This is a genomic window from Streptomyces sp. NPDC055013, assembly GCF_053608645.1.
The window spans coordinates 46,504-65,484 of sequence record NZ_JBSGVW010000024.1 but is presented as its reverse complement, the minus strand read 5'-3'; the positions used below and the strand labels follow the sequence as shown (position 1 = coordinate 65,484).

Here is an 18,981-nt window from a genome sequence, read left to right as displayed (position 1 = left end):
GTCGCAGCGGTTGCGCAGCCAAAGAGTGGCGAAAGCCAACCAAGCAGGTCGGACAGGGACGGGAAAACGGGCATGGGTGAACGGCAGAGCCGCGGCGGAGAACCCGGCCGTCGGCATGCGCACCCTGACGACAGGGCGGCGGGTTACGCCTCCGGCCCGGCCGTGGCCCTCGACGACGCCGAACTGGAGGCGCTGCTCTCCGCCGCCGTACTGCGCGGGCACCCCGCGGACGCCGAGGGCGAGCAGCGTGCCGTGGCCGCCTTCCGTGCCGCGCGTGCCGCGGGCGCCCACGGGGCACGCACCCGGCGCCGGGACGACTGGCGGCCGCGTGCGCCGCGCCGACTGGCGCTGTCGGTGAAGACCACGCTCTCCCTGTTCGTCGCGAGCCTCGCGCTGGGCGGCGTGGCGGTCGCCGCGATCGGCTCGTCCGGCTCCTCGGAGGCTCCCGGCGACAACGGGGCCAGGCCCGCTCCGTCGGCCGGCGCCCCCGACCGGCCGACCGCCGCGCACCCCTCCGCGGCGTCCGGCGCCGGCTCCGCCGAGCCCGGCCACCCGGCCACCGCCCAGGACACCGAGGCCCGGTGCCGCGCGTACGACCAGGTCGAGGATCGCGGCAACGCCCTGGACTCGACGGCCTGGCAGCGGCTCGTCGCGGCGGCGGGCGGTGCGGACAAGGTGGCCGCGTACTGCGCCGATCAGTTGGCGAGGGCGAAGAGCGGGCCGACGAACGGGTCCGCGAACAGGGCTGACGAGGGCGGTGTCACCGGCAGCAGCCGGAGCCGGGGCCCGGGCGACAAGGGTGAGTCCGGCAAGAGCGCCGAGAAGAAGGACTGACCCCGCACCGACGCGACACGGGCCTTGCGCGAGACGACCGGGGCCGCCACCCCCCACAGGAGAGGCCCCGGCCGTCGCGCGGCACGGGCCGCGCGGCGGCCCGTACTTTCTACAGCGCCATGACTGCGTTTTCTGTCACACCTGGGCGGAGACATCGCGGAATCCGGGGTAGTTGCACGTTGTACGGACATGGACGAGCAGCGCTTTCAGGCCGTAACGTGCCTTTCGCGCCGGACGCGGAAGGTGTATGACCACCGCAACGACCTGCGGTTCCAGAACCGCAACCATCGACTGAGGAACCACGACGGCGAGAACCGGTCCGCGACAGCGGCACCGGCTTAGGCGCAAAAGGGGCGCAGTGCTGGGGGACGACGCGGAGCTGACCGCCGCGGTGCTTGCGGCACAGGACGGGGACGAGAGCGCGTTCCGGACTGTGTACCGCGCTGTGCACCCGCGGCTGCTCGGGTACGTACGGACGCTGGTCGGCGACCCGGACGCCGAGGACGTCGCGTCGGAGGCGTGGCTGCAGATAGCGCGTGACCTGGAGCGGTTCAGCGGGGACGCGGACCGCTTCCGTGGCTGGGCCGCCCGGATAGCCCGCAACCGCGCCCTGGACCACATACGCATGCGCGGCCGCCGCCCCGCGATCGGCGGCGACGAGACGGAGCTGACCGGGAAGGCCGCCGAGTCCGACACGGCGGGGGAGGCCATGGAGGCCCTGGCCACCGACGGCACCCTCTCCCTCATCGCCCGCCTGCCGCAGGACCAGGCCGAGGCCGTCGTCCTGCGCGTGGTCGTGGGGCTCGACGCCAAAACGGCCGCCCAGACGCTGGGCAAGCGGCCGGGTGCCGTACGCACCGCCGCGCACCGGGGTCTGAAGAGGCTCGCCGAGCTGCTCGGCGACGATCCGGAATCGACCGGCGTGCTCGACGCCCTGCCTCCTCAGCGAGGAACCCGCGACCGTGCGGTGACGTCTGCGAGTGTGACGCATATGCGTGCGCGGACGCAGAAGGATGTGTGATGGCCGACGAGCAGTACAGGTGGCTGGACCGCGAAACGGCGGAGCGTTTGCTGCGCGGAGAGTCACTCGAAGCTGTCGATCCGGCCGACCGCGATCAGGCCGAACGCCTCGCCAAGACGCTTGAGGCGCTGACCGCCGAACCCCCGCTGAGCAGCACGGAACTCCCCGGAGAGGCCGCAGCGCTGGAGGCGTTCCGCGCGGCACGCGCGGGCCGGGACGCCGAGTCGGCGACCGTCGGCCAAGGCTCCGCATCCGGTGCCTGCGAGGACAGCGACACCCCCGGTGCCGGGCCCGTCGACGTCGGGCTGGTTCGTATCGCTTGCGCCGACAACGGTGTCCGCCGGCCCCGCTGGGCCCGTCCCGTACGGCTCGGTCTCGCCGCCGCGCTGGCCGTCGGCATGATCGGCGGGGTTGCGGTCGCGGCCGGAACCGGAGTCCTGACATCGCCGTTCGTCGAAGACGAAGGGGGCCGCCCGGCCGCCACGGTCTCGGCACCGGCACCACCGGAACGCCCGCTCTTCTCGCCCTCGCCGGAAGGCGGCGTGCAGGGCGGACCAACGCCCGACGACGACTCGCGGGCGCCCACCGATCCGGGCACGACCGAGGGTGCCGAACCCGGCGGTCCCGCCCCGGACCGCGGATCGGCTCCTGACCGGGACAAGGCCGCCGGCGGCTGGTGGAAGGTCGTCACCGCGTACTGCCGCGACCTGAGCGACGGCAAGGACCTGTCCAACGACCGCCGCCGCGCCCTGGAGCGCGCGGCGGGGGGCTCCGAACGCGTACGGAAGTACTGCAAGGGCGTCCTCAAGGCCGCCGGCGACGGCACCTGGGGCAAGTCGGGCGGCGGCAAGGACAGGGACCGCGACCGCGACCGGGATAGGGACCGGGACAGGAACCGGGACCGGGACAGCGACGACGACGAGGGCGACCGTGCCGATGGGCGCGGCGACGGCCGGGGCGGCCGGCACGGCGACGACGACCGTGACCACCACGGTGACCGCGGCCGTGACCGTGATGGCGGCGGTGACGGCCACCGCGCGCACAGCGCCGTAGCGGATCCGTCCACTGTCGTGGCACGCGCGGCCGCCCTCCTGCCGGACCACGTCCTCACTTCCGTCACAGGTCGCTGACCTGCGGTTTTGTGATTGGTTGAAAATTCTTCGCCGCAGGAGTGACACTTTCGGCCGCCATGGCGCTGATGTGAGTGAGCCGACTGGTCATCGGCCGTCGCACAGAGCCGGGGTTCCCCCCGTACCTACGGCTCAGTGCATCGGCGCGGGCGGGACACGTTCCCCCGGTCCCGCCCGCGCCCCACACCCACCCCTCGCGCCTCACCAGTGGACGACGACCTTGTCGCCGGTCCTCACCTGCGCGAACATCTCCGCGATCGCCCGCTCGTCCCGTACGTTGACGCAGCCGTGCGAGGCGCCCGCGTAACCCGTGGCCGCGAAGTCGGACGAGTAGTGCACCGCCTGGCCGCCGCTGAAGAACATCGCGTACGGCATCGGCGAGTCATAGAGCGTCGACACATGGTGCCGTGACTTCCAGTAGACGCTGAACACACCTTCCCGGGTCGGTGTGTACTGCGACCCGAACCGCACCGGCACCGTCAGGACCGACCGTCCGTCGATCATCCAGCGCAGCGTCCGGCTCGACTTGCTGATGCACAGCACCCGGCCGGTCAGGCACCGCGCGTCCGGCGCGTCAGCCGGCTGGCCGCCCATCAGATACAGGTCCCACTTGCCGGGCTCGCGCGTCATCCGCAGCAGCCGCTGCCAGGTGACCTCGTCGGTCTTCCCCGTTCTCGGCAGTCCCCGCTTGCCCTGGAATCCCCTGACCGCCTGCTCCGTCAGATCGTCGTACGTCCCCGTCGGCCCGTCGAAGAGCCAGGCGATCTGACGCAGACGGGCCTGGAGCTCGCGTACGTCACGGCCCTCGTCGCCCCGGGACCACAGCACGGCGGGTGGTGCCGCGGGCGTGGGCTTCGCGCTCGGCTTGCCGTCGGGCGGTGCCGACTTCGGGGACGGTGTGCCGCTCGGGAGCTCTATGTGCACGGGCGAGCGCCGCTCCTCCTCGCCGGAGGCCTGCACGGTGCAGCCGCACAGCACGGTCAGCGCGGCACCACAGGCCAGTACGGCGGTCCCGCTCCCCATGCCCCTGTCCCGTGTCCGCCCCATACCCCTGGTACGCATCCCGGCCCCCGTCGTCTCACCGCGGCCACCCCGACCGCCCGACCGCCCTGGTGTCACCTGAGATGTTCCCCGCACGTGACCGGTTGCGAACTACGCGGCATGGTTGGACACAGAGGTGAAGGACACCGTCCGTCTTTGCGGGCGACAACCACGGCGACCTCGGAGGCACACACCATGACGCGCGAGTCCGAGTCCGCAGTGCCCATCGAGCCGGTCTACGGGCCGGACGCGCTCAGCGGCTGGGACCCGGCCGAGAAGCTGGGTGAGCCGGGCTCGTACCCCTTCACCCGCGGCGTGTACCCCACGATGTACACCGGCCGCCCCTGGACGATGCGCCAGTACGCCGGCTTCGGTACGGCGACGGAGTCCAACGCCCGCTACCGGCAGCTGATCGCCCACGGCACGACCGGCCTGTCGGTCGCCTTCGACCTGCCCACCCAGATGGGCCACGACTCCGACGCGCCGATCGCGCACGGCGAGGTCGGCAAGGTGGGCGTGGCCATCGACTCGATCGACGACATGCGGGTGCTGTTCGGCGGGATCCCGCTGGACAAGGTGTCCACGTCGATGACCATCAACGCGCCGGCCGCGCTGCTGCTCCTGCTGTACCAGCTGGTGGCGGAGGAGCAGGGGGTCGCGGCGGACCGGCTCACCGGCACGATCCAGAACGACGTGCTGAAGGAGTACATCGCGCGCGGGACGTACATCTTCCCGCCGAAGCCCTCGCTCCGGCTGATCGCCGACATCTTCCGGTACTGCCAGGCCGAGATCCCGCGCTGGAACACGATCTCGATCTCCGGCTACCACATGGCCGAGGCGGGTGCGTCCCCCGCGCAGGAGATCGCCTTCACGCTCGCCGACGGCATCGAGTACGTCCGCACGGCGGTGGCGGCGGGCATGGACGTGGACGACTTCGCGCCCCGGCTGTCCTTCTTCTTCGTGGCCCGTACGACGATCCTGGAGGAGGTCGCCAAGTTCCGTGCGGCCCGCAGGATCTGGGCCCGGGTGATGCGGGACGAGTTCGGCGCGCGGAACCCCAAGTCGCTGATGCTGCGCTTCCACACGCAGACGGCCGGCGTCCAGCTGACGGCCCAGCAGCCCGAGGTGAACCTGGTGCGTGTGGCGGTGCAGGGCCTCGCGGCCGTCCTGGGCGGCACCCAGTCCCTGCACACCAACTCCTTCGACGAGGCGATCGCGCTGCCCACGGACAAGAGCGCCCGCCTCGCCCTGCGCACCCAGCAGGTCCTGGCGTACGAGACGGACGTGACGGCGACGGTGGACCCCTTCGCGGGCTCGTACGCCATCGAGCGGATGACCGACGACGTCGAGGCGGCCGCGGTCGGGCTGATGCAGCGCGTCGAGGACCTCGGCGGCGCGGTTGCGGCCATTGAGCACGGCTTCCAGAAGGGCGAGATCGAGCGCAGCGCCTACCGGATCGCCCAGGAGACGGACTCCGGCGAACGGGTCGTCGTCGGCGTCAACCGCTTCCAGCTCGACGAGGAGGAGCCGTACGAGCCGCTTCGCGTGGACCCCGCCATCGAGGCCCGGCAGGCGGAGCGTCTCGCGCAGCTGCGCGCCGGGCGCGACCGGTCCGCGGTGGACTCGGCCCTCGCCGCGCTGAGGAAGGCCGCCGCGGGGGAGGACAACGTCCTGTACCCGATGAAGGACGCGCTGCGGGCCCGGGCGACGGTGGGGGAGGTGTGCAACGCGCTGCGGGAGATCTGGGGGACGTACGTCCCGAGCGACGCCTTCTGATCCGCGCCGTCTCGCCCGCTGAAATCCGGGATCGGAATGTCGTACCCGCGTGCCACACTCCATTCCATGTTCGGTGTCATCGACCTCCCCACCTATCTCGCGGGCCTGATCCTGATCGTCCTGCTGCCCGGTCCCAACTCGCTGTACGTGCTGTCCGTCGCCGCGCGCCGGGGCGTGCGTCCCGGGTACACCGCCGCGGCCGGTGTCTGGTGCGGGGACACCGTGTTGATGACACTGTCCGCCGCCGGCGTCGCCTCCCTGCTGCAGACGAACGCCGTGCTGTTCGGGATCGTGAAGTACGCGGGAGCCGGGTATCTGACCTGGCTGGCGATCGGGATGATGCGGGCGGCCTGGGGGATGTGGCGGGCCCGGCGCGAGGCGGTCGTCGAGGACAGCCTGGCCCCGGCCTCCGAGGAGCGGCCCTTCCGGCGGGCCTTCGTCGTCAGCCTCCTCAACCCCAAGGCGATCCTCTTCTTCGTCGCCTTCTTCGTGCAGTTCGTCGATCCGGCGTACGCCTACCCCGCGCTGTCGTTCGTCGTGCTCGGCGCCTTCGCGCAGCTCGCGAGCTTCCTGTACCTCAGCGCGCTGATATTCGGCGGCACCAAGCTGGCGGCCGCGTTCCGCCGGCGCAAGCGGCTGTCGGCCGGGGCCACTTCGGCGGCGGGGGCGTTGTTCCTCGGGTTCGCGGTGAAGCTCTCGCTCGCCGGCACCTGATCAGAGGCCGACGCGCGCGAGGTAGGCGGGCAGGCCGTCGGCCGTCCCGCCCGCCCACCCCACATACCCGTCCGGCCGGACCAGGAGCAGGCCCCCGCCGTACGACGCCTGCTCCTGCCCGCCGACCACCCGTACCGCCTCCGGCAGTTCCGGTGTCTGCGCGCCCACCGCGACCAGGGTCCAGTGCGGCCCCCGGAACGCGTCGAACAGCCGCACGCCACCCAGCGTCCCGTCCGGCGCGCGGTCACCCGCCCGCACCGGGCCCGGCGTCGGCCGTGTCTCCCGGGTCAGCGACGACTCCCGGTACCCCAGGCCGAGCTGACGGGTCGCCTCGCCGCGGCGCACCTGGCCGCGGTGCACGCTCGTCGACAGGCCGAGCATGTCGGCGGCGACGGGACGCCGTTCCTCCTGGTAGGTGTCGAGGAGCGCCGCGTCGGCCCCGTCCCGCAGCACCGCGCCCAGCTTCCAGCCCAGGTTGTAGGCGTCCTGGACGCTGGTGTTGAGGCCCTGCCCGCCCGCCGGCGAGTGGATGTGCGCGGCGTCCCCCGCGAGGAACACCCGCCCGTCCCGGAACCGGTCCGCCAGGGCCGCCCGCGGCCGGAAGTCCGAGGCCCAGCGGACCTCCGTCACGTCTTCCGGCGCGAGGTGGGAACGCGCCGCGACCGCCTTGCGCACGCCGTCCGGTGAGACGTCCACCGACGTCCCCTCGGGGAACCGGGCCGCGACCTGGAAGTCCTCCGTGCCCGCGAGGGGGCAGATCGCGAGGAAGTCCTGGCCCTCCCCACGCGGCGGGAAGAGATGCCAGTTGTCCCGGTCCAGGCCCGTGATCCTGACGTCCGCCACCAGCGTCGGGCTCGGGTCGACGGTCTCCCCGGTCATACCGATGCCGAGGGCCCGCCGTACGGCCGAACGGCCGCCGTCGGCGGCGACGACGTACCGCGCGCGGACGCTCTCGCCGGACGCGAAGCGAGCCGTCACGCCGTCCTCGTCCTGTGCGACCCCGACGACCTCCCGGTCGAAGGCGACCTCTCCGCCCAGCTCCGCCAGCCGCGCGAAGAGGATCTCCTGCGTCCGCCACTGCGGGACCATCCACGGCTCGTTGTACGGCGAGTCCTCCGTGACCTCCGCCGGGTCGAACATCTGGTGCTCGCCGACCCGCCGGCCCTCCTGCCAGATCATCCCGACCGGATAGCTGCCGCCCGCCGCGCGGATCGCGCCGAGGACGCCCAGGTCGTCGAAGACCTCCATGGTGCGCGGCTGGATCCCCTTGCCGCGCGACCCGGGAAAGAGCCGCTCGGCCCGCTCCACGACCAGCGCGTCCACGCCACGCCGCGCGAGGTCGATGCCGAGGGCGAGGCCGGTGGGGCCCGCGCCGACGATCAGTACATCCGTGTCCACCGGTACCTCCGCATGCGCGTTCATGAGCGGACTCTCCTTAACGTTGTTAAGTTCCCTCGGTCACGAGCGTGCCCTTAACGGCGTTAAGCTGTCAAGCGTGAATACGGAACGCCGAGCGCCCCTGGATCGCACACGCGTCGCGGCCACCGCCCTCAAGCTCCTGAACGAGGTCGGTCTCGACGGCCTGACCCTCCGCGCCATCGCCAAGGAGCTGGACGTCAAGGCGCCGGCCCTGTACTGGCACTTCAAGGACAAACAGGCGCTGCTCGACGAGATGGCGACCGAGATGTACCGGCGGATGGTCGCCGCGACGCCCCTCGACCCGGACGAGGGCTGGCGGGAGCGGCTCCTGAGGTCCAACCGCGGACTGCGCGCGGCGCTGCTCGGCTACCGCGACGGGGCCAAGGTCTTCAGCGGCTCACGCTTCACCGGCATCGAGCACGCCGAGCAGATGGAGGACAACCTGCGCCTGTTCACGGCCGCCGGCTTCGCCCTCGCCGACGCGGTCCGCGCGACCTCGACGACGTACTTCTACACCCTCGGCTTCGTCACCGAGGAACAGGGCGTCGAGCCGCTCGCGGGTGAGCGCCGTGAGGGGTACGACATAGAGCAGCGCGCCCGCCGGATGGCCGACTTTCCCTTGTCGGCTCGGGCGGGCGCGGAGATCTTCACCGACTACGACCGGCACTTCGAGGAGGGGCTGGCGGTGGTGATCGCCGGGATCGAGGCGCGGTACGGGGTCGGCTGAGCGGTGCGGCGGATCACCTCGCCCGGCGGCGGGCGTTGCGGATCGCGCGGGTGACGACCGGCGGGAGCACATCCGCGGCGAGCCTGCGGGCGCGGCTGCGGGGCGCCTTCGGGCGCGCGGGTCGAGCGGCGGAGGCGGCGGGCGCGGCGGGCGCGGCGGGCGCGGCGGGCTCCGCGGGGATGCTGTCCGCGTGCCGGGACGGCGGGAACGGCGGGGCCTGCGTGCCCTTGGCCTTGAGGCGGATGATGCGGTGTCCGGCCGCCTGCTGGACGCTGAGGTGGCAGTCCTTGCGTGCCCGCACCATCGCCAGCAGTTCCTCCTGGACCGGCTCCGGGTCGCCCCAGGTGGCGTACAGCTTCTGGGTGCTCAGGCAGATCGGACGCAGGCCACGGTTGATCACGGCCTCCCAGGTGGCTATCGCCACTCCCGGGGTGTGCTCGGAGCGGAAGTCGTCCAGGACGACCACCCCGTCGGGCAGCAGCAGGTCGTGGGCCGCGCCGATGTCTGCGTACACGTGCTCGTACAGGTGCGAGCCGTCGACGTGGACGAACCGGCAGGAGCCCGCCGGGACCTCGTCGGGCACGATCGAGCTGGGGCCCTGCAGGACGCGTGGCAGCTCGTCGTGGAAGGAGAGGTAGTTCTCCTCGAAGGCCTGCCGGGTCAGCGCGCTGTACGACTTCGCCGACTCCGCCTTGTTGGCGTCGTCCGGCGCGTCGCCCTCGAACAGGTCGCACACCGTGTAGCGCTCACCCGGCTGGAGGCGTTGGCCGGTGAAGATCGCGCTCTTGCCCATGAACACCCCGACCTCCAGCAGGTCGCCGCGCATCCCCGCGGACTGCTGCCGGTCGAGGAGCCAGTCGAAGAGCACCTGGTCGAGCGGGGGAAACCAGCCGGGGACGTCGTCAAGGGTGTGAGGGCGTCGGACGGCGGGCGAGGACTGTGTGGCTGCCATAGGCGAGAGCACTCCGTTGTGATCCTGCGAGTCGGACGGGGTACTCCGGTGTCTGCCCCGTGCGAATACGCCAAACCAGCTGTGCGATGAACGGCAGGACAACATCGCATGGTCAACGGGGGGCTCATCGGTTTCCTGGTGGTGTACCGGGTCGCCGGGCCGTGGCAGCCCGCCCCGGACGGGGCGCCGGACCAGCGGTTTTCAGTCCGGATACCCCCATGCCCGCGCCAATTCTGCCAGCCGTTCAGGAAGCTCTACGTCCGGGTGTGTTGTGCGGGCGGGCTGGATCCGGCCGGACTTGAGGGTGCTGGACCAGTCGCCGAGCTGAGGGCGCAGGGTGCCGTGGTCCTGTGCGCCGTAGTCGAGCATGCGGGGCTCCCACGGGAGGTCGAGATAGGCGCAGATGCCGCGGGTGACCCGCTCCGGCTGCGCGGTCAGCTCCTCGTACCGGATCACATGGACGTCGAGGTTCCGGCGCGCCTCCTCCAGCTTCTCGCCGTAGGCGAGGACCTCGGCGCGGATCGCCTCGTGGTCGGGGTCCGCCCGGCGGCTGGTCAGGGACGCGATCACGGCGGCCGGGTGCCGCAGGAGCAGGATGTGGCGGGCCTGCGGCCAACATCGGTGCAGTCTGGGCCAGATGAGGGTGTTCGGCGGGGTCTTGTCGACGATGACGTCCTTGCCGCTGCGGGTGAGCTCCAGGTGCAGCACCCGGTCCCACAGCAGGTGTTCCAGCTCGTCCTTGTCGAGCTCCAGCTCCCTCATGGCGGCCGCGGTGAACTCGCGGGACAGGTGCACGTGCAGGGTGCGCAGATGCATCTCGTGCGGGGCCCGGATCCGGCTGTGGCTGTTCAGCAGCACCCGAAGCAGCGTCGAGCCGGAACGCACCGAGGACAGGACGAAGACCGGCGACTCCACGAGGCGCGGCGCGGGCGGCGCGGTGTAGCCGGCGTCGCACTCATCGGGGCTGCGGGGCGAGGGGACGGCGTTGAGGGTCCCGCGCGGTGGGCTCACGGCCTGCATCATCAGCCTGCCCCGACGCTTCAGTCCCTTGCCGATCGCCGTCATCCGAGGGTCTCGCACGGTGACACCTTTCTCTCGCGCTGTGCCCTGCGCATCCCAGGGGCGGCAGTTGAACGGCAGATGACGCGCGGGAGAAGCGAAGCGGGGACGTGCGCACGCACATCCCCGCTGACCAGGTGTCTTACCGCTTCCTTAATTCTTCCTGGGAATCGAGGCCAGCTTGCGACGAATCAGCGGAGTGGCCCGGTCCTCCACGTACCGGTTGAGCAGCCGTGCGAGCAGCAGCATCGCGCCGACGGTCAGCAGGACGGTGGCGTACGACGGGATGCTCAGCCCCTGGTGGAGTGCCTTGATGACGACCCAGCCCAGGTGCTCGTGCACGAGGTAGAAGGGGTACGTCAGGGCGCCCGCGACCGTCAGCCAGCGCCAGTCGGCCCAGTGCAGCCAGCCCAGCGCGATCGCGGCCACGGCGACGTAGCCCAGGGTGACCACCAGCATGATGCCGAAGGAGCTTCGGTAGGAGAAGGCGTCCACGTCGGGGGCGTGCCACAGCCGCGACACCGCGTAGTGCTGACCGATCAGCCAGCTGACGATCACGATGCCCCAGGCGTACGCGTCCTTGCGGTCGCGGTGCACCAGGTACAGGCCGACGCCGCCGATGAAGTACGGGGCGTACTCGGGCATCAGGACGATGTCGAGGAGCGGCTCCTGCGCGCCCTCCGTGATGACCGCGGCGAGGGTCCAGACGGCGCAGAACAGGATCACGCGGCGGCGGGTCGCGCCGGGCAGCACGACGCACAGCGCGAACAGGGCGTAGAAGCGGATCTCCGCCCACAGGGTCCAGCACACGCCGAGCACCCGGTCGACCCCCAGCGGCTGCTGAAGCATCGTCAGGTTCACCAGGGCGTCGCTGGGGGACACCGCCTTGTAGGTGACGACCGGCAGCGCGAAGACGAGCGTCACGATGATGATGGCCGCCCAGTAGGCCGGCAGCAGCCGGGCGGCGCGGGACGCGAAGAACGACTTCAGCGGCCTGCCCCAGCCGCTCATGCAGATCACGAACCCGCTGATCACGAAGAACACCTGGACGCCCAGGCAGCCGTACGCGAAGTAGCCGTGCAGCGTGGGGAACTGCTGCTGGGGCGAGCTGCCCCAGGCGTCGGTGACCTCGCCGCCGCGGCCTCCGTAGTGGTACGCCGCCACCATCAGCGCGGCGACCAGGCGCAGTCCGTCCAGTGCGCGCAGCCGGGACTCGCGGGGCTTGTCCGGCTTGGGTGGGCGGGACGAGGCGGCCGGTGGGAGGACGGTGCGTACCACGGTGCCCGTGGAGGTCACTTTGGTGTCCTCGGGCGTGTCGATCACAGGATTCCCCTCGCTGGGATTCAGCCGGACCACAGCACACTAGTCCGAATCCAAGCGCCCACTTCGGCGAGCGGAGCAAGATTCGCCGCACCGTCCGCGCGAGTTCACCTACGCGTCGCTTCCAACTCCGACCCCACCGGCCCCACCCGCGCAACGCCTCGCGATTGTGAAAACGCCGCATGGACGGAGTGTCGTTCCGGCGACGCGGGGGTGCCGTGTCGGGGGCGGCCCCGGGTGGGTGAGGGGAGTTGCGCAACTGCCCGAAGAGGAGCGCGTCGCAAACGCCGTCAAGGACGGGTTGCTGACCCGGTGGCGCTGCCGGCGGCCGTCCCAGGGCGGATGGCCGCCGGCCGGGGGAACCGGGAAGCAGCCCGCGCTGCTTGAGCGCCGGCCCCGGCGGGTCCGCGGTGTCGGCCGCGCCGCCCACCCTTGCCGGGCCCGGCGGACAGCCCGCACCGACCCGCCGGGGAGCGCCCCCCGCGGGGGCACCCATCGCGCCACGGCGCTCTTGCGTCCGGCGGCCGGAGGCTCCGCGTGCATCGCCGCCCCCCTTGTCCAGTTGGACCCCGCTCGTGCTCGGCGAGCTCACGGGTGGCACCCCGCCGCGCAGCTGTCCTGCCGCGCCCGACAGCCGGAGAGTCTCCACGCCCGGCCGTCAGTTGGACGCCGCCCGGCGCGCACAGCCTCGCGCCGGGCGCCCCCGCAGCGCTGCCGTCCTTCCGCGACCGGCAGCCGAAGGCGCCCCCGTGGCCGAGGGCCCAGGGGGGGTGGGGACACGCCGAGCTGCCGGCCAGGCCCTAGCGGCGTACCGCCCGCCGCAGGTTGCGGGCCTTGCGGGCCACGCGGCGGACCGTGGCGTTGCGGGGGATGAAGGACAGCTGGGCCGGGAGGCCGCCGGGCAGGGCCAGGGAGGTGAGGCGCTTGCGCTTGAAGTAGCGGAGCGTCCGCTCGCTCAGGTTCTTGGACAGGTAGCGTTCCGTCTCCTCGCGCAGCCCCGGCAGGATCTTCGGCTGCATCGCGAAGCCCACCGCACGCACCAGCGCGCCCAGCGCATCGACGTCCATGCTCCGGCGCTGCTCGGTGACCGCGGTACGGTCGCCCAGTTCCGGAAGCAGCGCGTGCACGATCGTGACCGGCACACGGTTGCTGTTCTCGTACGGCGTCAGCCGCTCCAGCAGCAGCTCGGTGCCCACCTGCGCGACCGGCAGGCCGTACAGCGCGGACGCGGTGAGCAGGGCGGTCGAGAAGCAGCCCACGACCAGCGCGGGCCGCATCCGCTGGTACAGCACCTCGGCGAGGACCGGCGTGTCGAGCACGGTGAGCTCGACGCCGAGCTTCTCCGCCTCCTTCTCCAGGCTGCGGGTGAAGCGGGCCGGAGCCGAGGGGTGCGGCTTGAACACCACCTTGTCGTGGCCCAGTCCGGCCGCGCCCTTCAGCATCCGCACATGCAGGGCCTCCTCCTCGTCATCGCTGAGGATGCCGAGCGCGGAGAGGTACTGGCCCAGCAGCAGCGCGGGCTCCTCGATCTCCGGCAGGGCGTCACCGGAGGAGACGAGTTCGGCCAGCACCTTGGTGATGGCCGGAGTCGGCACGAGCTCCGCCGGCACACCGAACTCGGTGAGCAGCAGCGGCTTCAGACCGGGCACCAGATCGAGGTGCAGCACCCGGTCCACGCGGGTGCCGACCAGCGGGTCGATCTTGTTGCGGGTGGGGCCGTAGCTCATCAGGCCGTCGGCGTAGACGGTGACCGGCGCACCGGTGAAGATCTGCGCGATGCCCAGCGACGGGTTGACCTGGATCGACTCGACGGCCAACTCGACGTCGTCGTCCCCGAGTCGCCACTCGTGGCGCAGGAACCTCTCCCACAGCGGCAGGTCGTCCTGCCGCGGGGACCAGCCACCGGGGTGGAAGGGGAAGATCGTCTCGTTGTACGACAGCACGTCGTCGAAGCGCTCACGCAGCCGCTCGAAGCCCGGCATCTCGTCGAGGCCGGGCGTCGTCTCCGGCGTGGCGGCGTTGTTGCAGACCAGCAGGATGCGCCGGTCGGCGGGGCGGAAGCAGCCGGAGTCCAGGGCGGTGGCGAGGGTGGCCACGCCGTACAGGGTGGACGCCTGGAAGATCTGGGTGGTCACGCGGCGACCCCCGCGGGGGCGGGACGGCGGCGCAGCCGGCGCAGCCGCGTGGCGCGCTGGATGTCCATGGAGTCCAGGGCCTCGTCCAGGACGTTCTGCGGCATGCGCCGCAGGGCCGCGGCACTCATGGATTTCAGCTTTTTCGCCACCGCGGGCTCGAACCTTTCGATGGATCCCAGATGATGGGAAATGATGGCGCAATAAGTGCGCACAGCCTTCGGCAGGAGTTTGTCCGCCTCCGGGTCCTGCGCGGTTTCCTCGATGACCTGGTCGAACGCGCGAATGAAATCGAGTTGGCGCACATCACCGATCTGCGTGAGGGAAGAGGCGACGCCACGTCGGTAGAAGACACCGAGCAGGCTCACCGCGGCGAAGGAATCCGCCTCCCGGTGCAGCTTCCAGATCCACGGCCGGTCCTCGGCCGTCCGGAGCCCGTCGGTGAAGTGCAGCACCCCCTTGTCGACCAGTCGGCGGTGGTAGATCCCCGCCCAGGCGTACGCGTAGTCGACGGAGGTGGAACGGTCGGCGGGCAGGATCGCCTCGCGCGGAGTCATCACGACGTTCCGGCGCCCGTGCGGCACCCGGTGGACAGCGCGCGCCCGTGCCGTGCACTGGACGTGATCGGTGCGCAGGAAGTCGCAGCCCAACTCCTCGATCGCGGCGACCAGCCGGGGGTAGTAGCCGGGGGCGAGCCAGTCGTCGCCGTCCAGGAACGTCAGGTACTCGCCGCGCGCGCGGTCGATGCCGGTGTTGCGCGCGGTCGCCAGTCCCCCGTTCTTTTCGTGTCTGACATGTACCGCGCCTGGCAACTCGCGTTCCGCGCGAGCGAGGATCTCTGGCGTCCCGTCGCGCGAGCAGTCGTCGACGAGGATGAATTCGAAGTCCTCACGTGCGTTCGCACGCAGGCTCCTCAGGGTGTCGGGCGCGTATTGCTGCACGTTGTAGAACGGCACGATGACGGAGAGCTTGACCACGCAATGGACGTTAGGACGAAGCCCGTCATTCGTCTTGACGATCGCCTTGAATCGAGGTGAACGACGTGTGGCGAAGCCGTGAACCGGGCTTTTTTACGGCCCGTTCCCGGCTCGATTCGCCGTTCGTCGATGTGCTGTTAACCGTCTGTTGCATTCTGGTTGGGCAGAACCTCGAAAAGGCTTCCTAGCGTCTTCGATGTGCCAGCAAGTGCGACGAAGACCCGACGAGTTGCCGTCCTCGCGGATTCCGATACCCGGTGGAAATGGGGCGCGCTCACCGCGAACCGTATCTCCCCGGAGGATTCGGACATCCGTTTGGACGGATTCCTCCTCCGTGGCCGGGCGACCCCCACCGCCCGCCAGCTCCAGGAAGTGGGCGTCCACGCCGACTCCCTCCGTGAGGTGAGCGCCGTCGAGTTCCTGCGCACCATGGCGCAGGAGTCGTACGACGTCCTGGTCCTCGCCCTCGTCGGCGGGGGCGTACAGGCCATGCTGCACGGCCTCAAGCGGGTCTGGGAAGGGCAGCCCCAGCGGCCCGTGGTCGTCACCGGCTACGTCGGTGTCGTCTACGAGAAGCTCGCCGACGGCCTGCTGCTGCGGCACGGCGCGGACCTCGTCCTCGCCAACTCCCGTCAGGACGCCGAGCGTTTCCGCGCGGTGTACGACGGGGTCGGCGCCGACTCCTCGGCGGTGACCGAGGTCGCCCTGCCGTTCCTCGGCGGCGCGCCCTACCCCGGCGAGCACGACCCGTACACGGTCGTCTTCGCCGCCCAGCCCTCCGTGCCGGACAGCCGCAAGGACCGTACGTACCTGCTGAACCGGCTCATCCAGCACGCCCGCAGGCACCCCGAGCGCGAGGTGCTGCTCAAGCTGCGCTCCAAGCCGGGCGAACACACCACGCACATCGAGGAGTTGCCGTACCAGAAGCTGGTCCAGCGGCTCGACCCGCCGGCCAACTTCAAACTGGTGTACGGGAACATGGGCGAGGTCCTCGACCGCACCGACCTGCTGGTCACGATCAGCTCCACGGCGGCGCTGGAGTCGCTGCACCGCCGTATCCCCACCGTCGTCCTCAGCGACCTCGGCGTGCGCGAGGTGCTCGGCAACCACCACTTCGTGGGCTCCGGCTGCCTCGCCTCCTGGGACCAGCTGGACGACGGGCACAGCCCGACGCCCGACGAGGAATGGGTCTCCCGGCAGGGCGTCTGCGCCGACGGCTCGTACGCCACCGCCTTCGACGCGGCCCGCGAGCGCATCACCAAGCTGCTGGAGCGTCCGGGCGGTCTGCCCGCCCTCACGCCGTACTACACGCCGGCCACCGCGCCCGGCTATCTGCCCGGCATCCTCGCCCGCCACCACCTCGGCCCGGACGGCAGCCCGCTGCCCGGCGCCCCCGCCCACGACAGGGAGCCCGGCCCCGTCCGGCAGATCGTGCGCCGGGCGGCGCGCGGCGCCTACCGGCACGGCGTGCAGCGCGTGGCCCCCGTCATCCGGCGGATGGGGGAGCTGTGAGCGACCCGACCGGGGCGCCGGGACGCGCCCCGAAGCCTTTGCAAGGAGCCCAAGGAGTGGAGCCCATGTCCAACCCGGAAGCAGGTCAAGGCACCTCGGTGCCCAGGGTGCTCGCCGTGATCCCCGCGCGCGGCGGCTCCAAGGGCGTGCCCGCGAAGAACCTCATGCCCGTCGGCGGCGTACCGCTGGTGTCGCGTGCCGTGCGTGAGTGCCGGGCCTCGCGGCTCGTCACGGACGTGGTCGTCTCCACCGACGACCAGGGCATCGCGGCCGCCGCCCGCCAGGCCGGCGCCGAGGTCGTGCTGCGCCCCGCCGCGATCGCCGGCGACACCGCCACCTCCGAGGCGGCCGTCCTGCACGCCATGGACGCCCACGAGGCGCTGCACGGCTCGCCGGTGGACGTGGTCCTGCTCGTGCAGTGCACCAGCCCGTTCATCATCCGCGAGGACCTCGACGGCGTCGTCAAGGCGATCGTCGCCAACGGCGCCGACACGGCCCTGACCGTCGCGCCCTTCCACGGCTTCGTGTGGCGCCACGGCGACGACGAGCCGACCGCCCTGCGCGCCGAGCGCGAGGCCGCCGAGGGCGGCACCGACACCGTCACCACCCGCACCATCAGCGGCGGCGGCTACGGCGTCAACCACGACAAGTCCTTCCGCCCGCGCCGCCAGGACCGCCCCCAGGACTTCCTGGAGACCGGCGCCGCCTACGCGATGGACGCCACGGGCTTCCGCGAGCACAAGCACCGCTTCTTCGGCCGCACGGAACTCGTGCGCACCGACCCCGCCCGGGTCCTGGAGATCGACGATCCCCACGACCTGGCCCGCGCCCGCGCGCTGGCCCCGCTGTTCGACGCGGACCGGCCCGGCGCACTCCCGACCGCCGACGACATCGACGCGGTCGTACTGGACTTCGACGGCACCCAGACCGATGACCGGGTGCTGATCGATGCCGATGGAAAGGAGTTCGTCTCCGTGCACCGCGGAGACGGCCTCGGCATCGGGGCCCTGCGCAAGAGCGGGCTCAAGATGCTCATCCTCTCCACGGAGCAGAACCCGGTCGTCGCCGCCCGCGCACGGAAGCTGCAGATTCCCGTGCTGCACGGCATCGACCGGAAGGACCTCGCACTCAAGCAGTGGTGCGAGGAGCAGGGCATCGCGCCTGAGCGCGTGCTCTACGTCGGCAACGACGTCAACGACCTCCCGTGCTTCGCCCTCGTGGGCTGGCCCGTGGCGGTCGCGAGCGCCCACGACGTCGTGCGCGGCGCCGCACGCGCGGTCACCACTCTCCCCGGTGGCGACGGCGCAATCCGAGAGATCGCCAGCTGGATCCTCGGCCCCTCTCTCGATTCCCTCACCAAGTAAGGACATCTCTGCCATGAGCACCTACTCCCGCCTGCGCAACTTCGGTTCGCGTGAAGTCGGCCCGGGCAAGCCCGTCTACATCTGCGGCGAGATCGGCATCAACCACAACGGTGAGCTGGAGAACGCCTTCAAGCTCATCGACGCGGCCGCCGAGGCCGGCTGTGACGCCGTGAAGTTCCAGAAGCGCACCCCGGAGATCTGCACCCCGCGCGACCAGTGGGACATCGAGCGCGACACCCCCTGGGGCCGGATGACCTACATCGACTACCGCCACCGTGTGGAGTTCGGTGAGGACGAGTACCGCCAGATCGACGAGTACTGCAAGACCAAGAACATCGACTGGTTCGCCTCCCCGTGGGACACCGAGGCCGTCGCCTTCCTGGAGAAGTTCGACGTCCCCGCCCACAAGGTCGCCTCCGCCTCCCTCACCGACGACGAGCTGCTGCGCGCCCTGCGCGCCACCGGCCGTGCCGTCATCCTCTCCACCGGCATGTCGACGCCGAAGCAGATCCGTCACGCGGTCGAGGTCCTCGGCTCCGACAACATCGTCATGTGCCACGCCACCTCGACGTACCCGGCGAAGGCCGAGGAGCTCAACCTCCGTGCGATCAACACGCTGGAGAAGGAGTTCCCGAACGTCCCGATCGGCTACTCCGGCCACGAGACCGGCCTGCAGACCACGCTGGCCGCGGTCGCCCTCGGCGCCGTCTTCGTCGAGCGTCACATCACCCTGGACCGCGCGATGTGGGGTTCGGACCAGGCCGCCTCGGTCGAGCCGCAGGGCCTGACGCGCCTCGTGCGCGACATCCGCACCATCGAGGCCTCCCTCGGTGACGGCGTCAAGAAGGTCTACGACTCCGAGCTCGGCCCGATGAAGAAGCTGCGCCGCGTCGCCGGTGTGGTCGCCGAGGCGGAGATCGCCGCGGCGGCGGGCGAGCCGGTTTCGGTCTGACCCGGAACGCCGCGAGTTCGAACGTGCGCCGATGTCCGAGTGCCCCTGGCA

At 71.3% G+C, this 18,981-nt stretch carries 16 protein-coding genes; 9 read left to right on the top strand and 7 right to left on the bottom strand.

Going from position 1 to position 18,981, the window contains the following annotated elements:
- Positions 1-72: 72 nt before the first annotated feature.
- The 3 genes from ACWGDB_RS26625 to ACWGDB_RS26615 all read left to right on the top strand — a co-directional run bounded on the left by ACWGDB_RS26625 (position 73) and on the right by ACWGDB_RS26615 (position 2,985).
- Complete coding sequence (locus ACWGDB_RS26625) at positions 73-834, top strand: hypothetical protein (protein WP_453824712.1); 762 nt, start codon at positions 73-75, stop codon at positions 832-834.
- Between the two features lie 358 nt (positions 835-1,192).
- Positions 1,193-1,855, top strand: coding sequence for an RNA polymerase sigma factor (locus ACWGDB_RS26620; RefSeq protein ID WP_427840255.1), 663 nt, complete (start codon positions 1,193-1,195; stop codon positions 1,853-1,855).
- Complete coding sequence (locus tag ACWGDB_RS26615) at positions 1,855-2,985, top strand: hypothetical protein (RefSeq protein ID WP_453824711.1); 1,131 nt, start codon at positions 1,855-1,857, stop codon at positions 2,983-2,985. The genes ACWGDB_RS26620 and ACWGDB_RS26615 overlap by 1 nt, the downstream gene beginning before the upstream one ends.
- A gap of 201 nt (positions 2,986-3,186) precedes the next feature.
- Here ACWGDB_RS26615 and ACWGDB_RS26610 read toward each other — a convergent pair whose 3' ends face one another.
- Positions 3,187-4,008, bottom strand: coding sequence for a L,D-transpeptidase family protein (locus ACWGDB_RS26610; protein ID WP_453824710.1), 822 nt, complete (start codon positions 4,006-4,008; stop codon positions 3,187-3,189).
- A gap of 213 nt (positions 4,009-4,221) precedes the next feature.
- Between ACWGDB_RS26610 and ACWGDB_RS26605 the strand changes: the two genes are divergently transcribed.
- A complete protein-coding gene (locus ACWGDB_RS26605) occupies positions 4,222-5,802 on the top strand; it encodes an acyl-CoA mutase large subunit family protein (protein ID WP_453824709.1) in 1,581 nt (526 codons plus the stop codon).
- 66 nt (positions 5,803-5,868) lie between these two features.
- Positions 5,869-6,516 carry a leucine efflux protein LeuE gene (gene leuE, locus ACWGDB_RS26600; RefSeq protein WP_453824708.1) on the top strand — a complete coding sequence of 216 codons (648 nt, stop codon included), beginning with the start codon at positions 5,869-5,871 and terminating at the stop codon, positions 6,514-6,516.
- Here the strand turns inward: leuE and ACWGDB_RS26595 are convergent, their stop codons facing one another.
- Positions 6,517-7,914 (bottom strand): FAD-dependent oxidoreductase, encoded by a 1,398-nt coding sequence (locus tag ACWGDB_RS26595; RefSeq protein WP_453824782.1) that lies wholly within the window; start codon positions 7,912-7,914, stop codon positions 6,517-6,519.
- Between the two features lie 97 nt (positions 7,915-8,011).
- Here ACWGDB_RS26595 and ACWGDB_RS26590 point away from each other — a divergent pair, with 97 nt between their 5' ends.
- Positions 8,012-8,662, top strand: coding sequence for a TetR/AcrR family transcriptional regulator (locus ACWGDB_RS26590; RefSeq protein WP_453824707.1), 651 nt, complete (start codon positions 8,012-8,014; stop codon positions 8,660-8,662).
- A gap of 13 nt (positions 8,663-8,675) precedes the next feature.
- On the opposite strand, the gene ACWGDB_RS26585 is transcribed toward ACWGDB_RS26590, so the two are convergent.
- The 5 genes from ACWGDB_RS26585 to ACWGDB_RS26565 form a co-directional block, all read right to left on the bottom strand.
- Complete coding sequence (locus ACWGDB_RS26585) at positions 8,676-9,614, bottom strand: class I SAM-dependent methyltransferase (protein WP_453824706.1); 939 nt, start codon at positions 9,612-9,614, stop codon at positions 8,676-8,678.
- 201 nt (positions 9,615-9,815) lie between these two features.
- Positions 9,816-10,694: a sulfotransferase family protein gene (locus ACWGDB_RS26580; protein ID WP_453824705.1), complete on the bottom strand. Its 879-nt coding sequence runs from the start codon at positions 10,692-10,694 to the stop codon at positions 9,816-9,818.
- A 132-nt stretch (positions 10,695-10,826) separates the two neighbouring features.
- On the bottom strand, positions 10,827-11,996 hold the full coding sequence (locus tag ACWGDB_RS26575; RefSeq protein ID WP_453824704.1) for an acyltransferase family protein: 1,170 nt from the start codon (positions 11,994-11,996) through the stop codon (positions 10,827-10,829).
- A 797-nt stretch (positions 11,997-12,793) separates the two neighbouring features.
- Positions 12,794-14,128, bottom strand: a complete 1,335-nt coding sequence (locus ACWGDB_RS26570) for a polysialyltransferase family glycosyltransferase (protein WP_453824703.1) — start codon at positions 14,126-14,128, stop codon at positions 12,794-12,796.
- Complete coding sequence (locus ACWGDB_RS26565) at positions 14,125-15,102, bottom strand: glycosyltransferase family 2 protein (RefSeq protein WP_328424248.1); 978 nt, start codon at positions 15,100-15,102, stop codon at positions 14,125-14,127. The genes ACWGDB_RS26570 and ACWGDB_RS26565 overlap by 4 nt, the downstream gene beginning before the upstream one ends.
- A 198-nt stretch (positions 15,103-15,300) precedes the next feature.
- Here ACWGDB_RS26565 and ACWGDB_RS26560 point away from each other — a divergent pair, with 198 nt between their 5' ends.
- From ACWGDB_RS26560 to ACWGDB_RS26550, 3 genes are all read left to right on the top strand, one after another.
- On the top strand, positions 15,301-16,614 hold the full coding sequence (locus ACWGDB_RS26560) for a DUF6716 putative glycosyltransferase (RefSeq protein WP_453824702.1): 1,314 nt from the start codon (positions 15,301-15,303) through the stop codon (positions 16,612-16,614).
- Between the two features lie 65 nt (positions 16,615-16,679).
- Positions 16,680-17,978: a cytidylyltransferase domain-containing protein gene (locus tag ACWGDB_RS26555; protein ID WP_383613828.1), complete on the top strand. Its 1,299-nt coding sequence runs from the start codon at positions 16,680-16,682 to the stop codon at positions 17,976-17,978.
- A 13-nt stretch (positions 17,979-17,991) separates the two neighbouring features.
- A complete protein-coding gene (locus ACWGDB_RS26550) occupies positions 17,992-18,930 on the top strand; it encodes an N-acetylneuraminate synthase family protein (protein ID WP_453824701.1) in 939 nt (312 codons plus the stop codon).
- The last annotated feature ends 51 nt before the right edge of the window (positions 18,931-18,981 follow it).

Coding starts and splice junctions, on each gene's coding strand:
- ACWGDB_RS26585 (WP_453824706.1), bottom strand. CDS start 9,614: ATGGCAGCCACACAGTCCTCGCCCGCCGTCCGACGCCCTCACACCCTT.
- ACWGDB_RS26615 (WP_453824711.1), top strand. CDS start 1,855: ATGGCCGACGAGCAGTACAGGTGGCTGGACCGCGAAACGGCGGAGCGT.
- ACWGDB_RS26610 (WP_453824710.1), bottom strand. CDS start 4,008: ATGGGGAGCGGGACCGCCGTACTGGCCTGTGGTGCCGCGCTGACCGTG.
- ACWGDB_RS26555 (WP_383613828.1), top strand. CDS start 16,680: ATGTCCAACCCGGAAGCAGGTCAAGGCACCTCGGTGCCCAGGGTGCTC.
- ACWGDB_RS26625 (WP_453824712.1), top strand. CDS start 73: ATGGGTGAACGGCAGAGCCGCGGCGGAGAACCCGGCCGTCGGCATGCG.
- ACWGDB_RS26605 (WP_453824709.1), top strand. CDS start 4,222: ATGACGCGCGAGTCCGAGTCCGCAGTGCCCATCGAGCCGGTCTACGGG.
- ACWGDB_RS26550 (WP_453824701.1), top strand. CDS start 17,992: ATGAGCACCTACTCCCGCCTGCGCAACTTCGGTTCGCGTGAAGTCGGC.
- leuE (WP_453824708.1), top strand. CDS start 5,869: ATGTTCGGTGTCATCGACCTCCCCACCTATCTCGCGGGCCTGATCCTG.